At 62.3% G+C, this 16,174-nt stretch carries 17 protein-coding genes and 1 pseudogene; all 18 read right to left on the bottom strand.

Going from position 1 to position 16,174, the window contains the following annotated elements; translation table 11 throughout:
* Positions 1 to 60: 60 nt before the first annotated feature.
* Positions 61 to 1,092 carry a 23S rRNA (adenine(2503)-C(2))-methyltransferase RlmN gene (gene rlmN, locus MR825_RS01560; RefSeq protein WP_256174915.1) on the bottom strand — a complete coding sequence of 344 codons (1,032 nt, stop codon included), beginning with the start codon at positions 1,090 to 1,092 and terminating at the stop codon, positions 61 to 63.
* Positions 1,089 to 3,059, bottom strand: coding sequence for a 16S rRNA (cytosine(967)-C(5))-methyltransferase RsmB (gene rsmB / locus MR825_RS01555; protein WP_287878332.1), 1,971 nt, complete (start codon positions 3,057 to 3,059; stop codon positions 1,089 to 1,091). Before rsmB ends, rlmN begins: the two co-directional genes overlap by 4 nt.
* 1 nt (position 3,060) lies before the next feature.
* Positions 3,061 to 3,759 carry a zinc metallopeptidase gene (locus tag MR825_RS01550; RefSeq protein ID WP_256174917.1) on the bottom strand — a complete coding sequence of 233 codons (699 nt, stop codon included), beginning with the start codon at positions 3,757 to 3,759 and terminating at the stop codon, positions 3,061 to 3,063.
* A 12-nt stretch (positions 3,760 to 3,771) separates the two neighbouring features.
* Positions 3,772 to 5,019, bottom strand: coding sequence for a glycosyltransferase family 39 protein (locus tag MR825_RS01545; protein ID WP_287878330.1), 1,248 nt, complete (start codon positions 5,017 to 5,019; stop codon positions 3,772 to 3,774).
* Between the two features lie 3 nt (positions 5,020 to 5,022).
* Complete coding sequence (gene fmt / locus MR825_RS01540; RefSeq protein WP_186906519.1) at positions 5,023 to 5,943, bottom strand: methionyl-tRNA formyltransferase; 921 nt, start codon at positions 5,941 to 5,943, stop codon at positions 5,023 to 5,025.
* Positions 5,940 to 6,443 (bottom strand): peptide deformylase, encoded by a 504-nt coding sequence (def, locus tag MR825_RS01535; protein ID WP_186906520.1) that lies wholly within the window; start codon positions 6,441 to 6,443, stop codon positions 5,940 to 5,942. The genes fmt and def overlap by 4 nt, the downstream gene beginning before the upstream one ends.
* Before the next feature lie 11 nt (positions 6,444 to 6,454).
* Entirely contained in the window at positions 6,455 to 8,932 is a 2,478-nt protein-coding gene (priA, locus tag MR825_RS01530) for a primosomal protein N' (RefSeq protein ID WP_287878325.1), read from the bottom strand.
* A 74-nt stretch (positions 8,933 to 9,006) separates the two neighbouring features.
* Positions 9,007 to 9,204, bottom strand: a complete 198-nt coding sequence (rpoZ, locus tag MR825_RS01525; RefSeq protein ID WP_256174921.1) for a DNA-directed RNA polymerase subunit omega — start codon at positions 9,202 to 9,204, stop codon at positions 9,007 to 9,009.
* 6 nt (positions 9,205 to 9,210) lie between these two features.
* Positions 9,211 to 9,822: a guanylate kinase gene (gmk, locus tag MR825_RS01520; protein ID WP_287878321.1), complete on the bottom strand. Its 612-nt coding sequence runs from the start codon at positions 9,820 to 9,822 to the stop codon at positions 9,211 to 9,213.
* A complete protein-coding gene (remA, locus tag MR825_RS01515) occupies positions 9,819 to 10,088 on the bottom strand; it encodes an extracellular matrix/biofilm regulator RemA (RefSeq protein ID WP_186906524.1) in 270 nt (89 codons plus the stop codon). Before remA ends, gmk begins: the two co-directional genes overlap by 4 nt.
* Before the next feature lie 15 nt (positions 10,089 to 10,103).
* On the bottom strand, positions 10,104 to 10,982 hold the full coding sequence (locus tag MR825_RS01510) for a YicC/YloC family endoribonuclease (RefSeq protein WP_243204653.1): 879 nt from the start codon (positions 10,980 to 10,982) through the stop codon (positions 10,104 to 10,106).
* Positions 10,983 to 11,050: 68 nt separating this feature from the next.
* Positions 11,051 to 11,587 (bottom strand): hypothetical protein, encoded by a 537-nt coding sequence (locus MR825_RS01505; protein ID WP_287878316.1) that lies wholly within the window; start codon positions 11,585 to 11,587, stop codon positions 11,051 to 11,053.
* A gap of 4 nt (positions 11,588 to 11,591) precedes the next feature.
* Positions 11,592 to 12,215, bottom strand: a complete 624-nt coding sequence (locus tag MR825_RS01500) for a J domain-containing protein (RefSeq protein WP_186906526.1) — start codon at positions 12,213 to 12,215, stop codon at positions 11,592 to 11,594.
* Complete coding sequence (locus MR825_RS01495) at positions 12,212 to 13,090, bottom strand: DUF5685 family protein (RefSeq protein ID WP_256174922.1); 879 nt, start codon at positions 13,088 to 13,090, stop codon at positions 12,212 to 12,214. The genes MR825_RS01500 and MR825_RS01495 overlap by 4 nt, the downstream gene beginning before the upstream one ends.
* A complete protein-coding gene (locus MR825_RS01490; protein ID WP_256174923.1) occupies positions 13,090 to 13,518 on the bottom strand; it encodes a SoxR reducing system RseC family protein in 429 nt (142 codons plus the stop codon). Before MR825_RS01490 ends, MR825_RS01495 begins: the two co-directional genes overlap by 1 nt.
* A gap of 135 nt (positions 13,519 to 13,653) precedes the next feature.
* Positions 13,654 to 14,898 carry a CdaR family protein gene (locus tag MR825_RS01485; RefSeq protein WP_256174924.1) on the bottom strand — a complete coding sequence of 415 codons (1,245 nt, stop codon included), beginning with the start codon at positions 14,896 to 14,898 and terminating at the stop codon, positions 13,654 to 13,656.
* Positions 14,873 to 15,763: a diadenylate cyclase CdaA gene (cdaA, locus tag MR825_RS01480; RefSeq protein WP_186906530.1), complete on the bottom strand. Its 891-nt coding sequence runs from the start codon at positions 15,761 to 15,763 to the stop codon at positions 14,873 to 14,875. The genes MR825_RS01485 and cdaA overlap by 26 nt, the downstream gene beginning before the upstream one ends.
* A gap of 251 nt (positions 15,764 to 16,014) precedes the next feature.
* A pseudogene (locus tag MR825_RS01475) lies at positions 16,015 to 16,174 on the bottom strand (IS200/IS605 family transposase); the annotation flags it as partial.

Raw genomic sequence — 16,174 nt, 5'->3', positions numbered from 1 at the left:
CCCGCGCCTGTATTCCACCCCTGTACCCTGCGCGGCCGGGTGGGGCGTTTCTGTCGTCCATCAAATACCGTCCTGCTCCCGCAGCGCCTTGCGCCGGAGCTGTCCGCAGGAGGCGTCGATCTCCCCGCCCAGCTTCCGCCGGACAGTGGCCGTCACCCCCTGCGCCTCCAAACGTCTCTGGAATTCCGCCACCCGGCGGCTGGGTTTGAGCGGACTTTCTTCCACGTCGTTGAGCGGGATCAGGTTCACGTGGCTGCCCGTCCCCTTCAGATACCGGGCCAGCAGGTCGGCCTGCCAGTCGGCGTCGTTCACGCCGTCAATCATGGCGTACTCGTAGGAGATGCGCCGCCCGGTACGTTCGAAATAGCGGCGGCAGGTCTCCAGAAGCTTCTCCACGCCCACGCTCCGGTTCACCGGCATCAGCCGGGAACGGGTCTCATCATCCGGCGCGTGGAGTGAGACCGACAAGGTCAATTGTAACCGATGTTCCGCCAGCTTGTCAATTTTTTCAGTCAGTCCGCAGGTAGACAGAGAAATATGCCGCATCCCGATCCTGAGTCCCTCCGGGCTGTTCACCAGCTCCAAAAAGCGCAGTACCTTGTCGAAATTGTCCAGCGGCTCCCCGATGCCCATAAGCACGATATTGCTGATGGGCGCACTGGAATCCAGCTGGGTGAAAAGCACCTGATCCAGCATCTCCGCCGGCGACAGGTCTCTCACCTTGCCCCCCAGAGTAGAGGCGCAGAACGCGCACCCCATCCGGCAGCCCACCTGGGAAGAGATGCACACAGTATTCCCATGATGATAACGCATCAAAACCGTTTCAATGCAATTGCCGTCCCACAGCCGCCAGAGGTATTTCACGGTGCCGTCCTTGGGATCCACCTGCTTCCGTTCTACCGCAGGTGCATAGAGCCTGCAGCGCCTGGCCAGCTTTTCCCGCAGCGTCTTGGAAAGGTTGGTCATCTCATCGAACGACCGCGCGCCCCGGTGGAGCCACTGAAAGACCTGCTTGGCCCGGAAGGCCGGCTCCCCGATCTCCCGGAAAAAGTCGGTCATCTCGCCCAGATTCATGGATTTGATGTCGGTCATGCTCTCTCCTCTCCGCCCGGTCCGGCCGGCGGCTCCAGTCCATATTTTGGGGCTACCCGCGCCATCTGCTCCGGAGTGACCGGCCCGCGGGGCGGCGCAGACCGCCAGGGTCCGCCGTCATAGGGTGCGCGGCCCGGCTCCAGCGGAAATTCGGTCCGGAAGTCGTCGGTCTGCACCCAGATCTGGGCAAAGTACCAGCCGTGGGACTGCTCATACGCCAGATTCTCCGGAAGGGCGGCAATCAGCTGCTGAAACTCGGGTCTGTCCAGCAGCTTGGGGTGGTACACCCGCTCCCGCCACAGCTCCACGCCCAGCTCCGGGAAGTCATAGGTATCGGCCAGCTCAGAATCCACACAGTCACACACGAGACCGGACTCCCTTGACAGGGCGGCGACCACATCCTCCGCGTGGGTGCGGGTCAGCTCCAAGCCCCGATACAGAATCCGGATGTCCTCATCAGCGTTCAGGCCGATGCGGGACAGCCGCCCATCCCTATACTCCAGATAAAAGGATTGGGGGGCCTGCGGCAGGCCCAGCCTGCGGCAGGTTTCCTCCGCCTCCTCCTCCGTCATGCCCAGGCGGAATGGGCCGAAGCCCTCCCGGGGACGGATCTCATAGGCCGCCCGCAGCCGGCGCAGCTTGGCGAAGAAAAAGCCGTCGGTGTTGTGCCGGTGGGGCCAGCAGGTAAGCATACCTGTGTCCGTGCCCTCGAAGGGACCGGGCACCTGGAAGCCCTCCAATGTAAAGTTTGGATGCCTGTCAAGAAACGCCCACACCACGTCCTCATTCTCCCGCTCCAGCAGGGTGCAGGTGGCGTAGAGGAGCACGCCGCCCGGACAGATGCAGCCGTGGCGGTCCAGGCTGCCCGGCCTGACATACCGGGCCACATTGTCCAGAATGGCGGCCTGCACCTTTGGCAGGTTCTCCAGGGGCTCAGGGGCCTTGTAGCGGATGTCCGGCTTTTTGCGGATAATACCCAGCCCTGAACAGGGCACATCCGCGATCACCAGATCAAACTTGTCAAGGAATTCTTCCTTACAGCACTTCCCGTCCAATACCTGGGTCTGAATGCAGTCCAGACCCAGGCGCTCCGCCCCAGCCTGGATCAACGCCTGCTTGTGGGGGTGGATATCACAGGCGAGGATGCTTCCATGATTCTTCATGGCGATGGCGGCCGCAAAGGATTTCCCGCCGGGAGCGGCGCAGGCGTCCAGCACCTTCATCCCGGGTTCCGGTCCCGCGGCCAGCACCGCCAGCCGGGCGGCAGGGTCCTGAATGTAAAAAAAGCCCTGCCGGAACGACTCCAGCCGCTCCAGGCTGCCGGTATCCGACAGCTCCAGACAGTCGGGCAGCCAGGGATGGGGTGCAACGCCGACCCCTTCGTCCCGCAGCCGTTCTGCCGCCGCCGCTGTCGATGCCTTGCCGGTGTTCACCTGGGCCATGGTCGGAGGCTGGGCGTTGTCGGCAGCCATCAGCGCCTGTGCCTCCTCCCTGCCCAGCCGTCGGACAAATTCGTCTGCCAGCCACTGAGGATGACTATACTGTACGGCGGCATCCGGGGGCGGGGGCAAGGATTCTTTTTGACGGACGAGGCCGCGCAGTACGCCGTTGACCAGTCCGGCCGAGCGCGGGTTTTTCGCGTACTTACGGGCCAAATTCACCGATTCGTTCACCGCTGCGCGGTCGGGGACCCGGTCCAAAAACAGGATCTGATAGGCCCCCAGCCGCAGACACTCCAGTACCCGCTCTTCCAGCTTCCTCAGCGGAAGGCGGGACAGGCCCGAAAGGTAAAAATCCAGCAGGATCCGGTTTTGCAGTACGCCGAAGCACAGCCGGGTAGCCAGCGCCGCGTCCCGACTGTCCATACCCGAATCCCGGAGCGCTCTTTTTAAAAATCCATCCGACCACGCCCCCTGCCGCGCACAGGCGGACAGCGCGAGCAGCGCGACCTCTCTGGCGTTTCCCACGTCAGTCCCTCCGGCGTCCGCCGAAGGCCAGCAGGAAGCGCAGCAGCTGTGCCAGGGATACCAGCAGGGCGGCCACATAGGTCATGGCGGCGGCAGAGAGTACTTTTTTCGCGCCCTGCAGCTCCCCATCCCCCAGCAGATTGCCGCTCTCCAGTGTGGCGATGGCCCTGCGCGAGGCGTTGAACTCCACTGGAAGGGTGACCAACTGGCCCAGCACCGCCACTCCGAACAGAATGACGCCGATGCCGAACAAGGGCTCGGAATACAAAACCAGTCCAATGAGGATGAACAGGATAGACAGCTGGGAGCCGATATTGCACAGCGGGATCAGCGCGGAACGTACCTTGATGGGGCCGTATCCCTCGGCGTATTGTACCGCATGGCCCGCTTCATGGGCGGCTACCCCGACGGCCGCTACCGAATTGGCGCTGTAAACGGAGTCGGACAGGCGGATCACGTTGGCGCGGGGATCGTAGTGATCGGTCAGATTGCCCCGCACGCGTTCTATGGCCACGTCGTATACGCCGTGGGCACGAAGCACCGCCTCCGCCGCCTGTGCTCCGGTCAGTCCCCGGGATGCGGGCAGACGGGAATAGCGGCGAAACGTAGCGGATACCCGGATCTGGGCCACCAGGGCGATCAGCATGGCCGGGATCAGGATCATCCAGTAATAGGGATCATAGTAGTAAAAAAACGGCATAACAGCATCCTCTTACATGATTTGTCCGCCGGCGAGGTAACCCAGCAGCGTAACGGCAAACAGTACCGCCCCGCCTGCGGCAAGGGCAATGGAAGCCCCCCTGTGCCGCTGGGTCAGTACGGCGGCGAACAGGAAAAAGGGCACGGCACAGGACAGATAGCGTCCGGCGCTCAGCAGCCAGGAGAGGGAATAGTCCAGCACCAGGGTCGCAAAGGCATACAGGGTATACATGCTGCGGCAGCGGCGGTTGACCGCCAGCAAGACCCCGAAAAACACTGGAAAGAGGACCAGCGTGGGCACCCAGAGCTGGAGCCGGATGGTCTCGTCATAGTAAGATACGGCGTTTTGCAGCACGTACCAAAGGGTTTCTGAAATCCAGCAGAAGCCCTGGCTCCAGTGCTTCTGCATCTCGGTAAAGCCAAAGGGGGTTCCGGTGACAGACCAGTTCAGTCCCAGGTAGGCCAGTGTGCCCAGCAGGGGCAGCAGCAGCGCCGGAAGCGTCCGGAAGATCCGTTTCCAGTCAAAGCGTCCCAAGCTCTGTACCAACTCGGCGCCCGCCGCCAGAATGAGCAGCACCCCGTGCATCCGCGTCAGGGCTGCCAGCGCCCCCCACACACCTGCCGGGAGCCAGTGATGGCGGCGAATGTGCCAGAGCGCCGCCGCCGTGGTCAGCAGAAACAGGCTCTCCGTCATCACGCCTCCAAAAAAGAAGGCGTAGGGGAACACCGACAAAAATACCAGCGTCCACCGGGCGGCGGAGCGCCCGTATTCCCAGGCCGCCAGCCGGTACAGATACACACAGCCGCCGCCAAAGCACAGGAAAGAGACCAGAAGTCCCGCCGCCATAGTATTCCCGATCACCCGGGCGGCCAACCGCACAAGCCATACATACAGTGGAAAAAACACGACGAACAGGTGCTGGCCGTTCTCAACATACCCCTCATAACCCAGCTCTGCCAGGTTCACATAGTGCCAGGCGTCCCATTTTTTCCACAGATCCAGCGCCCAGGATGAGCCGCCTCCTCCTCCCAGCAGCCGGCCGGCCAGAAGGGCCGCGGCCAGAAAGATCAGGATACGAAACAGCAGCGCCGTGCCGAACACGGCGGCACACTCCCGCGGAGCGACCAACACGCCGCGCTCCGCCGGCACATCCGTCCTCAGAGAAACCGGCGCGCCGCAGTCGCCCAGCCAGCGGAGCAGAAGCAGCAGGCCGGTCAGTGCCACCAGGGCGGAGATCAGAACGCTCCAGAGCAGGTGCACGGCCTACCCCAGGGTCAGCGGATGGCCCCGCAAATAATCCGCAGCCTTCATGCGCTTGCCCCCGTCGGCCTGGAGCTCGTCGATGCGCAGCACCGTGCCGCCGCCGCAGGCCAGTTTGATCCCATCCTTTCCCGCTGCCAGAACGGTGCCGGGCGCTTCCGCCGTGCGCTCCTCCAAGACCGCAGTGGAAAACACCTTACACCGGGTGCCGCCCAAAAAGGTTGCTGCGGCGGGCCATGGGATCAGCCCCCGGACCTGATTGTGGAGCGTCTGGGCCGTGTGGGTAAAGTCCATGGGGGAAAGCTCCCTGGTCAGCATCGGGGCAAAGGTGGCCTGGGCCGCGTCCTGCGGCGTGCGTCTGGCAGTGCCGTCCGCAATGGAGTCCAGCACTTGCACCAGCAGCGCGCCGCCCAGTTTTGCCAGGCGGCCATACAGCTCCTGGGCGTTTTCGTCGGGACCAATGGGGGTAACCGCCTGGTCGATCACATCTCCCGCATCCAGTTCAGATGCCATATGCATGATGGTCACGCCGGTCTCGCGCTCTCCATTGAGCACCGCCCAATGGATGGGCGCCGCGCCCCGGTACTTGGGCAGCAGCGACGAGTGCACGTTGATGCAGCCCCCAGCCGGAGCGGACAGGATCTCGTCCGGCAGGATGCGGCCATAGGCCGCTACCACGATCAGCTCCGGGGCCAGGCCGCGGATGAGCTCCAGCGCCGTACCGTCCCGCAGCTTGACCGGCTGGTACACCGGGATGTCATACGCTTGGGCACACGCCTTCACAGGGGTGGGCTGCAGCTTCATTCCCCTGTTTTTGGGTTTATCCGGCTGGGTGAACACGCCGCATACCTCGTGTCCGGCCGTCACCAGCGCCTCCAGAGCGGGCACGGCAAATTCCGGCGTGCCCATGAACAGGATTCTCATTTCCGCTCCTTCTCCGCCTGCTCCTCCAGCAGTTGATCCAGCTCTTCGGTCGTATAAAGCCGGGGGGCGTGCTCAGTAAACAGGCGGCCGTCCAGGTGTTCAATCTCATGACAGAAGCAGCGGGCTACCATGTCCGCTCCCTCCGCCTCAAATAGCATCCCATTGCGGTCCTGCGCCCGCACCCGGACCGTTTTGGGGCGCTTGACGACGCCCCAGCGCCCCGGCACGGAAAGGCAGCCTTCAAAGCCCTCCTGCTCTCCCGCCTGGTCAATGATTTCGGGGTTAACAAGCTCCAGCATGTTGTCCTGGTCGTCCACCACGATGACCGCCCGGCGGAGGATGCCCACCTGGGGCGCCGCCAGGCCCGCGCCATTGGCGTCGGCCAGGGTCTCCTTCAGGTCGTCCAGCAGGTCCCAGAGCCTCTGGTCAAAACGGGTGACCGGGCGGCAGACCTTGTGCAGGGCCGGATCCCTATCCTCTAAAATTGTTCTCAGAGCCATATTGCTTCCTCCTAATCCAATGGGTCCACATCCGCAGAGACGGACACGCCCTTGTTTTCCTTGTCCTTCTGGGCGCAGCGCACCAAGTGAGCTACCATGGCCCGTACGGCGCGGGTATTCCGGCAGGCCAGGGTCAGCCGGTAGCGGTAACGGTCGTTGACTTTGGCCACGCTGGCCGGAGCGGGGCCAAGCACCTGGGCTTCCAGCGCCCGGAATTCCGGGCGCTCCAGCCAATCCTCCAGCGAACGGCGCAGGCGCATACAGGTCTTTAGCACGGCGCTCTCTGACAGGCCGGAGGCCGTGACCACAAACAAATCGCGGAAGGGCGGGCAGCCCCTCAGACGGCGCAGGACGATCTCCTGTTCATAAAACCGGTCGTAATCCTGCCGCGCGGCACAGAGGATCACATCGTTTTCCGGCGTATAGGTCTGGACGATGGCCCGCCCCTTTTTGTTCCCCCGGCCCGCCCGGCCTACCACCTGGGTCAGCAGGGAAAAGGTCCGCTCCCCCGCCCGGTAATCGTCTACATACAGGGACAGATCCGCCGACACTACGCCTACCAGCGTTACATTTTCAAAATCGAGCCCCTTCGCCACCATCTGCGTACCCACCAGGATGGGGATCTTCTCTTTTTCGAAGCGTGAGAGCAGCTTTTCGTGGGATTGGGTGGCGGAGACGGTATCCGTATCCATCCGCAATACCGTTATGCCGGGAAAGGCCGCTTCCAGTTCCTCCTGGACCTTCTGGGTGCCGGCGCCGATAAAATTCAGCGTGCCACCGCATGCCGGACAGGCCGCCGGCAGGCGCTCTGAATGGCCGCAATAATGGCACATCAACCGTCCATTGGCGGAGTGATACGTCAGATGCACCGAACAGCGGGGACAGGTGGGCACCGCTCCGCACTCCCCGCAGGAGACCATGCGGCTTGCCCCCCGGCGGTTGAGAAACAGGATGCTCTGCTCCCCCGCCCTGAGGGTCTCCTCCAGGGCCTGCCGGAGGGGCAGGCTCAGAGAAGTCCCGTTTCCGGCGCGCAGTTCCTCCTTCATGTCCGCGATAAAAACAGCGGGGAGGGCCTGTTCATTATAGCGCCGGGAGAGGGTGAAGCAATGATAAACGCCGGCCCTGGCCAGATACATACTCTCTACCGACGGGGTGGCCGAACCCAGCACCAGCAGCGCGCCGCTCTGGGTACAGCGGTATTTTGCCACGTCCCGCGCATGATATTTGGGAACATTCTCCGACTTGTAGGTCGCTTCCTGCTCTTCATCCAGAATCACCAGGCCCAGATCCTTCAGGGGCGCGAAGACTGCGGAGCGGGTACCGATGGCCACCCGGGCTTTTCCGGTACGCAGACGCTTCCATTCGTCGTAGCGCTCCCCCGCCCGCAAAGACGAGTGGAGTACCGCGACCGCATCTCCGAACTGTGCGGTGAAACTGCGCAGCAATTGGGGGGTCAGGGCAATTTCGGGCACCAGTACGATCGCGGTACGGCCCCGGTCCAGGACCTGCCGGATGAGGCGAATATAGACCTGGGTCTTTCCGCTGCCGGTGACCCCATACAGCAGGGCGGCGGCAGGCTTGCCGGCGGCGGCCAGGGCGGATAGTCCTTCAAAGGCCGCCTGCTGCTGTTCATTCAGTTCCGGCGGCGGAGCGCTTTCCACCTCCGGCACGCGCACGCGGCGGAATACTTCCCGCCGCTCCAAACGGACCAGGCCGCTTTTGGCCAGGGAGCGCAGCGTGGCGCTGGAGGCGCCCGTAAAATAACACAGCTCCTTGGAAGACGCGCTGCCAAGGGCCGCGAGCAGCTCTACCACCGCATAGCGCAGCGGGGCGGAGCGGCGCTTCGGCGTCACTTGGGCCATGGCCTCCTCCGCCGGGACGGCCAGCACGGCCACCTGTTCCGTCTTGTCCCCCACGCCCCGCTCGGCGCTGGTCTCCAGCTGCAGAACGCCATGGTCGGTCAGCTGCCGCAGGGCCGGGTTGGGGTCCTTGGTCCCAAATGCTTCCCGGATCTGCCGCTGCTCGGCGCTGCCGCCGGAGGCAAAGACCAGCTCCAGGATACGCCTGGCATGCTCCGACTTCCCGGCGGAAGCATAGGCCGTCTCCCGGTCGATCCCCGGAGCCACGGCATAACGATCCTGAAGAGAAAAATACAGCCCGGCCGGCAGCATGGCACGCGCAGCGTCATAGACCGTACAGAACCAGCGCTCCCGCATCCAGAGCGCCAGCTGGAGCGCCTCGGCATCCAATACCGGCTCCTCGTCCAGCAGCGTCAGGATCGTCTTGCGTTTGGGGTCCGGAGGCCGTCCGTCCTCGCATGCCAACACGATCCCCTCTGTGCGGCGGTTGCCCGCGCCGAAGGGAACGACCACCCGCATACCGGGGCGCAGCGTATCCGCCAACTCCCGAGGCACTTGATAATCGTAGGGCCTGTCGATGGCGTAGGTAGCGGCGCTGAGCGCGAGCTTGGCCACCGCAACGGTATCCATCCAATCCCCCCTTTACCCCGGAAAAGGCAAGCGGCAGGCCATCCATGGCCCGGACGCTTGCCTCTCACACGGTCCTACTCGTCCTGCTGCAGCTCCACCTGGCCTTCGGCCACCTGATGGATGGCCAGGGTCACGGGCTTTTCGTCCAGCGGGATACCGGCATCCTCAGCGGCGCTGGCGATCTGGCGCGCCCGCTGAGCCACAACGTTGACCAGCATATACCGGCTGGGGACCTGCTCCAGCAGCTTATTCATGGGAGGTTCGAGCATCATAACGGATCAGACTCCTTCTACAAGATTCATACGATTTTTGGTGCGGCACCCCTCTGCCGTCAGGATGGCGATGATCTCGGCCGCCGCCGCCGACACCTTGTCGTTGACCACCAGATAATCATAGTTGGGGATCTCCCGATACTCCTCCCGTGCCTTCTGGAGCCGGCCCCGGATCACATCCTCCTGATCAGTGGCCCTTCGGTGGAGGCGGCGGGAGAGCTCCTCGAACGAGGGCGGGACGATAAAAATAAAGACCGCGTCGGGACATTTGGCCCGAACCTTTGCCGCCCCCTGGACTTCGATATCCAGAAGCACGTCGATACCGGCGTCCAGCTTTTCCCGGATCAACCGCAGCGAGGTCCCGTAATAATTATGGACATATTCGGCATATTCCAAAAGCTCGTCGCCATCGATCATGGCTTCGAACCGTTCCCGGGTGACGAAATGATAATGGACGCCGTCCGCCTCTCCCACCCGCGGGGCGCGCGTGGTAAACGATACCGAAAAATAGATGTTCTCACGTTCGCTCAGAAGCTCCGCGATCACGGTGCTTTTTCCCACGCCGGAAGGGCCGGACAACACAATGAGCTGGCCCCTGATCCGTTTCTTCGGCGTCATGCCTCCGCCTCCTCGCCCGCGCCCTCGGATTCCTTGCCGCCCAGGCGGCCGGCCACTGTTTCCGGCTGAAGCGCAGAGAGGACGATGTGGTCGCTGTCCATGATGAGTACTGCCCGGGTACGCCGTCCATACGTGGCGTCAATGAGCACGCCCCGGTCCCGTGCCTCCTGCACCATACGCTTGATGGGCGCCGACTCAGGGCTGACAATGGCAATGAGCCGCCCGGCCGAGACCATATTGCCAAAACCGATATTGATGAGTTTCATCTCTTGCGCACCGCCTTACTCGAGATTCTGGATCTGTTCCCGGATCTTTTCGATCTCGGCTTTGATATCCACGACGTAACCGGCGGTCTCGATATCGTTGCATTTGGAACCGATGGTATTGGCCTCCCGGTTGAACTCCTGGATCAAAAAGTCCAGCTTACGGCCTACCGCGCCGCCCTCCGAGAGCATATGGCGCAGCTGGGACAGGTGGCTGTGCAGACGCACCAGTTCCTCGTCCACCGCTACCTTGTCAGCGTAAATGGCCGCCTCGGTCAGGATGCGGGACTCGTCCAGCTGGGTGTTCTGGAGCACCTCGGACATCTTGCTCCACAGCCGTGCGCGATAGTCGGCCACAATGCCGGGCGCCCGGTCGGCCACCTGTTTTGTGAGCCCCTCGATGGTCGCGGCCCGGTCCAGCACATCCCGGCACAACCGCTCCCCTTCCCGCTCCCGCATGGCGTCGAAGTCCGTCAGAGCCAGCTTCAGCACCGTGCATAGGTCGGCGGAGACGGCCTCCAGATCCTCCTGGGTCTTCTCCACCAGGAAGACATCCTGAAAGCGGGAGAGCAGGGACACCGAGATATCGTCCTTCAAACCGTAGTCGTCCCTCAGCTGGCACAAGGCGGCATAATAGCCGTCGGCCATGGGCTTGTTGACGGAGATGGCCACATCCCCACGCTCCGAGGGGCCGATGGTCACGAACACATCCACCTTGCCCCGGGAAATATGCTGTTGTACCGTCGCCTTGATGGCATCCTCCGCGAATACATAGATGCGCGGCAGTTTTACCGTACAGTCCAGATAGCGGTTATTGACCGAGCGCAGTTCCACGGTGATGGTCCGTCCGCGCAGTACGGCCTCTCCCCTGCCGTAGCCCGTCATACTCTTTACCAAGGGGTATGCCTCCCTTTTTCCTTTGTAGGTGCGTCTTTAAAATCGAACTAATAAAGAATTATATCAAATTATCCAGCCTTTCGCAACACCTTGTCGATCCGCCCGGCATAGAAGGCGATCAGCTTGGAACATCCGACATCATAGATTACAAAGGCCGCGTTGCCCGCAAGGTATACCATCCCTATCTGATGCAGCGCGCCAGGCAGGAAGGGCAGCAACACCGCGCGCAGGCCGAACCAAAACAGCGTGAGCACGGCGTTGAAAACCCCCAGCTTGCATACCCACTCCAGAATGATCCGGCGCAGGCGCTCAATCAGGCTCTTCAGAATGGGCCACAGGCCGAAAAAAAGCAGATACAGCAGAGCATTGGCCTTATCCGGCAGAAGCAGCAGGCCCAACAGGCCCGTGGCGCCATAGCACAAAAAGCCGGCGCTCAGTCCCCCGGAGACCACCGCCGCTGCCACCAGCAGGCCCGCAACGGCCACCACTCCCATCTGTCCGGTCGGCACAAGCGCAGATGCGTACAAAAATACCAGGGAGAGGGCGCTCAGCACACCCACCAAGGCCGCCCGGCCCGCGCCCTTCCCCGCTCCACTCCGCGCCATAACGTCAATTCCCGCAGCCGCCGCACAGGCAGTTGGCGCACATGCAGGCGGTACAGCAATCGCAGGTATCCATCCCCCCTGCGCCATAGCCGTAAGGGCGGTAAGCCTGCCCCCCCTGGCGCATCATCACCATGGCCTGACGGTACTCCGCGTTGGACGGGTCCATATTGCAGGCCATCTGAAAGTGTTGGGTCGCCTCGTCCAGCCAGCCCTTCCGGTAGGCGATGGAGCCGGTGAGAAAATGCCACTCCGCATCCTGACCGGGCGCGGAGCGCAGCAATTGCTCCGCCCGGCCGATATCGCCCAGGTTGATGCACTGGCGGACCTGGCTGTACAGGGAACCGGAGGCGGAATCGGAGTACTGACGCTGCTGCTGATAGCCGCCCTGATACTGGTAGGAACCCTGGCTCTGGTAGCCGCCGGAAGCGGAGCCTCCGCCGCTGCGCATTTTGGTAATGGTGTCGTAGGCCTGGTTGATCTCCTTCATCTTTTCTTCCGCCAGGTCGGCCAGGGGGTTGTTCTGATAGTTGTCCGGATGGTATTTCCGGGCCAGCTCGCGATAGGCGCGCTTGATTGCATCGTCGCTGGCGTCGGGTTTGACCCCAAGTACGCTGTAAGGATCGCTCATTCGTCTGTTCTCCTAGAATTTCTCTTTTTCACGGCCTTCCAACGGCCGGTAAACACCAGTTCCTCCACCAGGGGCAGTCCAAGGTACAGGATATTTTCCAGCACCCCCTGCCAGCGGCCCGGCTCCAGCAGGGCATAGGCGGAGCGGGCCAGGTTCAGGGAGTGGCGCAGGGTGGTTCGCAGATAGGCCGCGTCCTCCGCACTGCGATCCGGAAAACGTGCCGAGACCGGGTTGTACGCCCCTGTGCGCCCATCCTCCTCCAGATCGTCCCAGGCATCCACCAGGTAGATCCAGCGCCCCAGGTGATATAAAAGCTGTTCCATCGCCCGGTCACGGTCGGCCTCTCCGCTGGGAGGCGCGGCAGAGCGCAGGATTCGGGCAAAGGTGTCCGCCGTGCGGTCCAGCGAGGCGGAACGCCCCCTCTCCAGCGCCTGCAGCTCCTCCAGGCACTCCCGCACCGTCCGGTCGTACTCCGGGCGGAGGGCGGCGGCCCGCCGGTAAGCGGGGCGGAACAGAAGACTGAGCAGCCGCGCCAGCTGCCGCTCCCAAAAGCGCCCGTCCGCCACGGTATCCCGCAGCTTCCAGTAGCTCAGGATCGTACCCGCGTCGGCGGCGGCGCCGCCCCCGTCCAGGCACAGGCAATCCTTCTTGCGGCACCAGAGCCGGGCCGGGCAGCGCCGCCGCACCGGCCGGGGCCGTCCTGTCTCCCGGTCCAAGAGCATTGCAAGAAACGTAAAATCATAGTTCAGGAACATTCGGGCCCAAAAACCGTGGCGCGTCCCCAGGGCCTGGCACAGGCCGCAGTAGAGCGCGTCGTAGTCCCGCTGCTCGCGGACCTTCAGTTCCTCCCGATTGGGCCGGACGTAGCCGAACATCAGGCGGCAGGCTCGATCGCAGTGATCCGGAAGGAGATGCCGCGGCGTTTTCGCACATGCCGGTCCAGTAAAATGGCCAATACCACGCCGGCGGCAAAACCGATGCCGCCGCAGGCCGCGCTGACACCCTCGGTCATCCCCAGTGCTGCGGTCAGAAAGTAGCCCAGAAAGAAGAGCGCAAAGGGCGCCAGATACACCAGGGCGGCCGCTTTCAGGACCCCGCCCGTAGAGGATTCCACCGTGACCCGGTCGCCCGGCATGGCCCGGACCGGATTTTCCGCGACGACAGCCACCGTGGAACTGACCATCAGCTCGCTGCATCCGCCGCCGCATTTGGAACAGTCGTGGCCGCAGGCCGACTGGCGCTTCACCGCTACCTCGGCCCGGCCGTCTTCCAACAATTTTGTAACTTTCGCTGTTTGAACCATGGTAACCTCCATGCGCACGCCTGGCGCTTAAACCGGTATGGGGCCTGCTGCGCAGGCATCTCCTGCGCTCGCTGCACAGCGGCGGGAAGCGGGGCGAAACTGGCTGCGTGACGCTCTGCGCACATCCACGCGCGGCTATTGGGTAATGGAGACTACGATGTTGTAATCTCCGACCACGCCGACCTCGCTGCTTCCGTCCAGATAAACCTTCACGGGAACGGTCTGGCTGCCCGCGGTACGGTCGGACAGGTCCGCCACGATCCGCAGCTGAGAGGCCAGCACAGCATCCACTGCCTCCTGCGCGCCCCGGATCTGGATACTGCAGGTCTGGGTAATGGCCTCGGCGGCATATCCCTCCGGGACATTGATCAACTCGATCTTGTTGGCCTCCAGCACTTTGGTGCTCAGGCCCTTGATCGCTACGGTGACCGTAACCTCCGTAACGCCGCTTACATTCGTCAGTTCCGGCGAAAGCTGTACAGGGAAGGTAACGTCTTCCGAGGTAAAGACCTGATACAAATCCACGCTGCCTACCGTCAGCTCGCTGAGCCCCTCCAGATCATCCTCGCTGCCGGCCACCACAATGGAATCCACCGGTTTAAAGGTGACCTCCACCTGGCTGTCCACATCAGTGACGCCTCCTCCGGGGACCAGATCCACCGTCAGGGGGATCTCCTTGAGCTTATAGACCGGAAGCGTGACCAGAATCGTGCTCTCCTCGGTCACCAGCTGTGAAGCGTCCTCTTCCTCCAGAGGGCTGCCGTTCCGGTCGATGAAGACGAACGGCATCTCCTGACGGTAGGTTTCCGTCATTCCCTCCTGGGAAACGGTCACCTGGGCATAATCGATCTGCTCCACCAGCTCTTCCCTGCCCCGTACCGTTACGGTCTGCGGCGCCAGGGAAAATTCTCCCTGCTGATAATCTTCGGCCACATTGCCGGTCAGGACGGCACGCACCGGCACCTCTTTCTCGGTCCAGCGCGAGATGGTCAGGGCGATCTTTTCCGGGCGCTTTCCGCGCTCCTCGATCACCTCGCCATAGACCGACAACGGGTAGGTGATCTTGTAGTCCAGACTGACCTCGCCCGGCTCGTTAATATTGGACACATCCACCGTAATGGTAATATTTTCGTTGTCCAGACGGTTGAACACATTGCGTTTGGCCTGCAGATCCAGTGTGATCGTCTGGTCCGCGCCCTCGGAGACCATCAGTCCCCGCTCTTCCAGCTTTTCCAGTCCGGCGACGGTCACCTTGATCCCACGGACGGGGGCGGCCACGCTGGGGTTGGCCTCCTTCCCCACATAGAGCCAGAGGACGAAGGCCAAAAGCAGGGAGACGACGATATAAAACCACTTACTGTCTGTGATCTTTTTCCACATCGTTCTTCTCCCCCTTCCTGGAACGCAGCAGATTGGAAAGCTTGAATTTCGGTTCCTCTTCCTGCTCCTGCTCCGGCAGCAGCTCGTTGCGCAGCAGGCGCTCCAGGGTATCCGGAGACAAGTGGCGCTTGAGCATACCGCCCACCGCCACTGAGATGGAGCCGGTCTCCTCAGAGACGATGGCGACCACCGCGTCGGTCTGTTCGCTTGCGCCGATCCCCGCCCGATGGCGCATGCCAAGATCCCGGGACAGATTTACGTTGCCCGACATGGGGAGCATACAGCCCGCCCCAGCGATACGGCCGGAACGGACAATAACCGCTCCGTCGTGGAGCGGCGCTTTGTTCCAGAAGATGTTTTTCAAAAGCTCCGCGTTCACCGTGCAGTCCAGGGCGGTACCGGTCTTGATGGCGTCATCCAGCATATTCTTCCGCTCAAAGACCATCAGCGCACCGGTCTTGCTCCGGGACAGGGACGTATAGGCCTCTACCGTTTGCGTGATGGCGCTGTCCAGTTCGTTGCGCTCTTCCCGCTGGGCAAAGACCTTTCCCAGACTGCTGCGCCCCACCTGTTCCAAAAAGCGGCGGATTTCCGGCTGGAACAGGATAACCAGGGCCAGAACGCCCCATTCCACCACCTTGCTCAGCAGAAAGTTGACCGTATACAGGCGCAGGAAGCTGGAGACCCAAAGAGCCGCCACCAGCAGCAGGATGCCCTTGGCCACCCCGCCGGAACTGGTGCGGCGGATCAGCAGGATGACCTTATAGATCACAAAGGCCATGATGAGCATATCGATGACGTCGGCGACGCCGATGGGCCATATCATGCTTTTGACATCATCAAAGAGTTTTATGATCGTGTCCATTTCCCACGTCCCCCGGTTCCCATACGCTTGACGCCGACTGCGCCTCTTTCCCTAATTTAGTTATTATACTGTATTCCCAATCGCTTGGCAAGCACGGGAAGATTAATTTTCCGTGAACGCAATCATAACCACCGGCCGTGCCGGTGGTTTGCACGGGCCCCCTTGGGGCATGTCCCGGGCAGAGCCTATAGGCTCATCGAAAGGTCTGCCAATCGCGCAGATTTCCCGGGCTTGCCCCTAAAGGGGCCTATTTACTTGCCTTCTTTTACCGGCTTACCCGTAAACGGGTCGATGTACTCTGAAATACTCATTTGGTCCGATGTGATATCTTCCTGAAGCTGATTTCGGATATACTGCTCGATCGTGCGCCGATTTCGCCCTACCGTGCTCACATAATATCCCCTGCACCAA

The organism is Lawsonibacter sp. (assembly GCF_022777125.1).
Classification (GTDB): domain Bacteria; phylum Bacillota; class Clostridia; order Oscillospirales; family Oscillospiraceae; genus Lawsonibacter_A; species Lawsonibacter_A hominis.
Note: the sequence above shows the minus strand (reverse complement) of the source record. Positions and strands in the feature narration are given on the sequence as shown.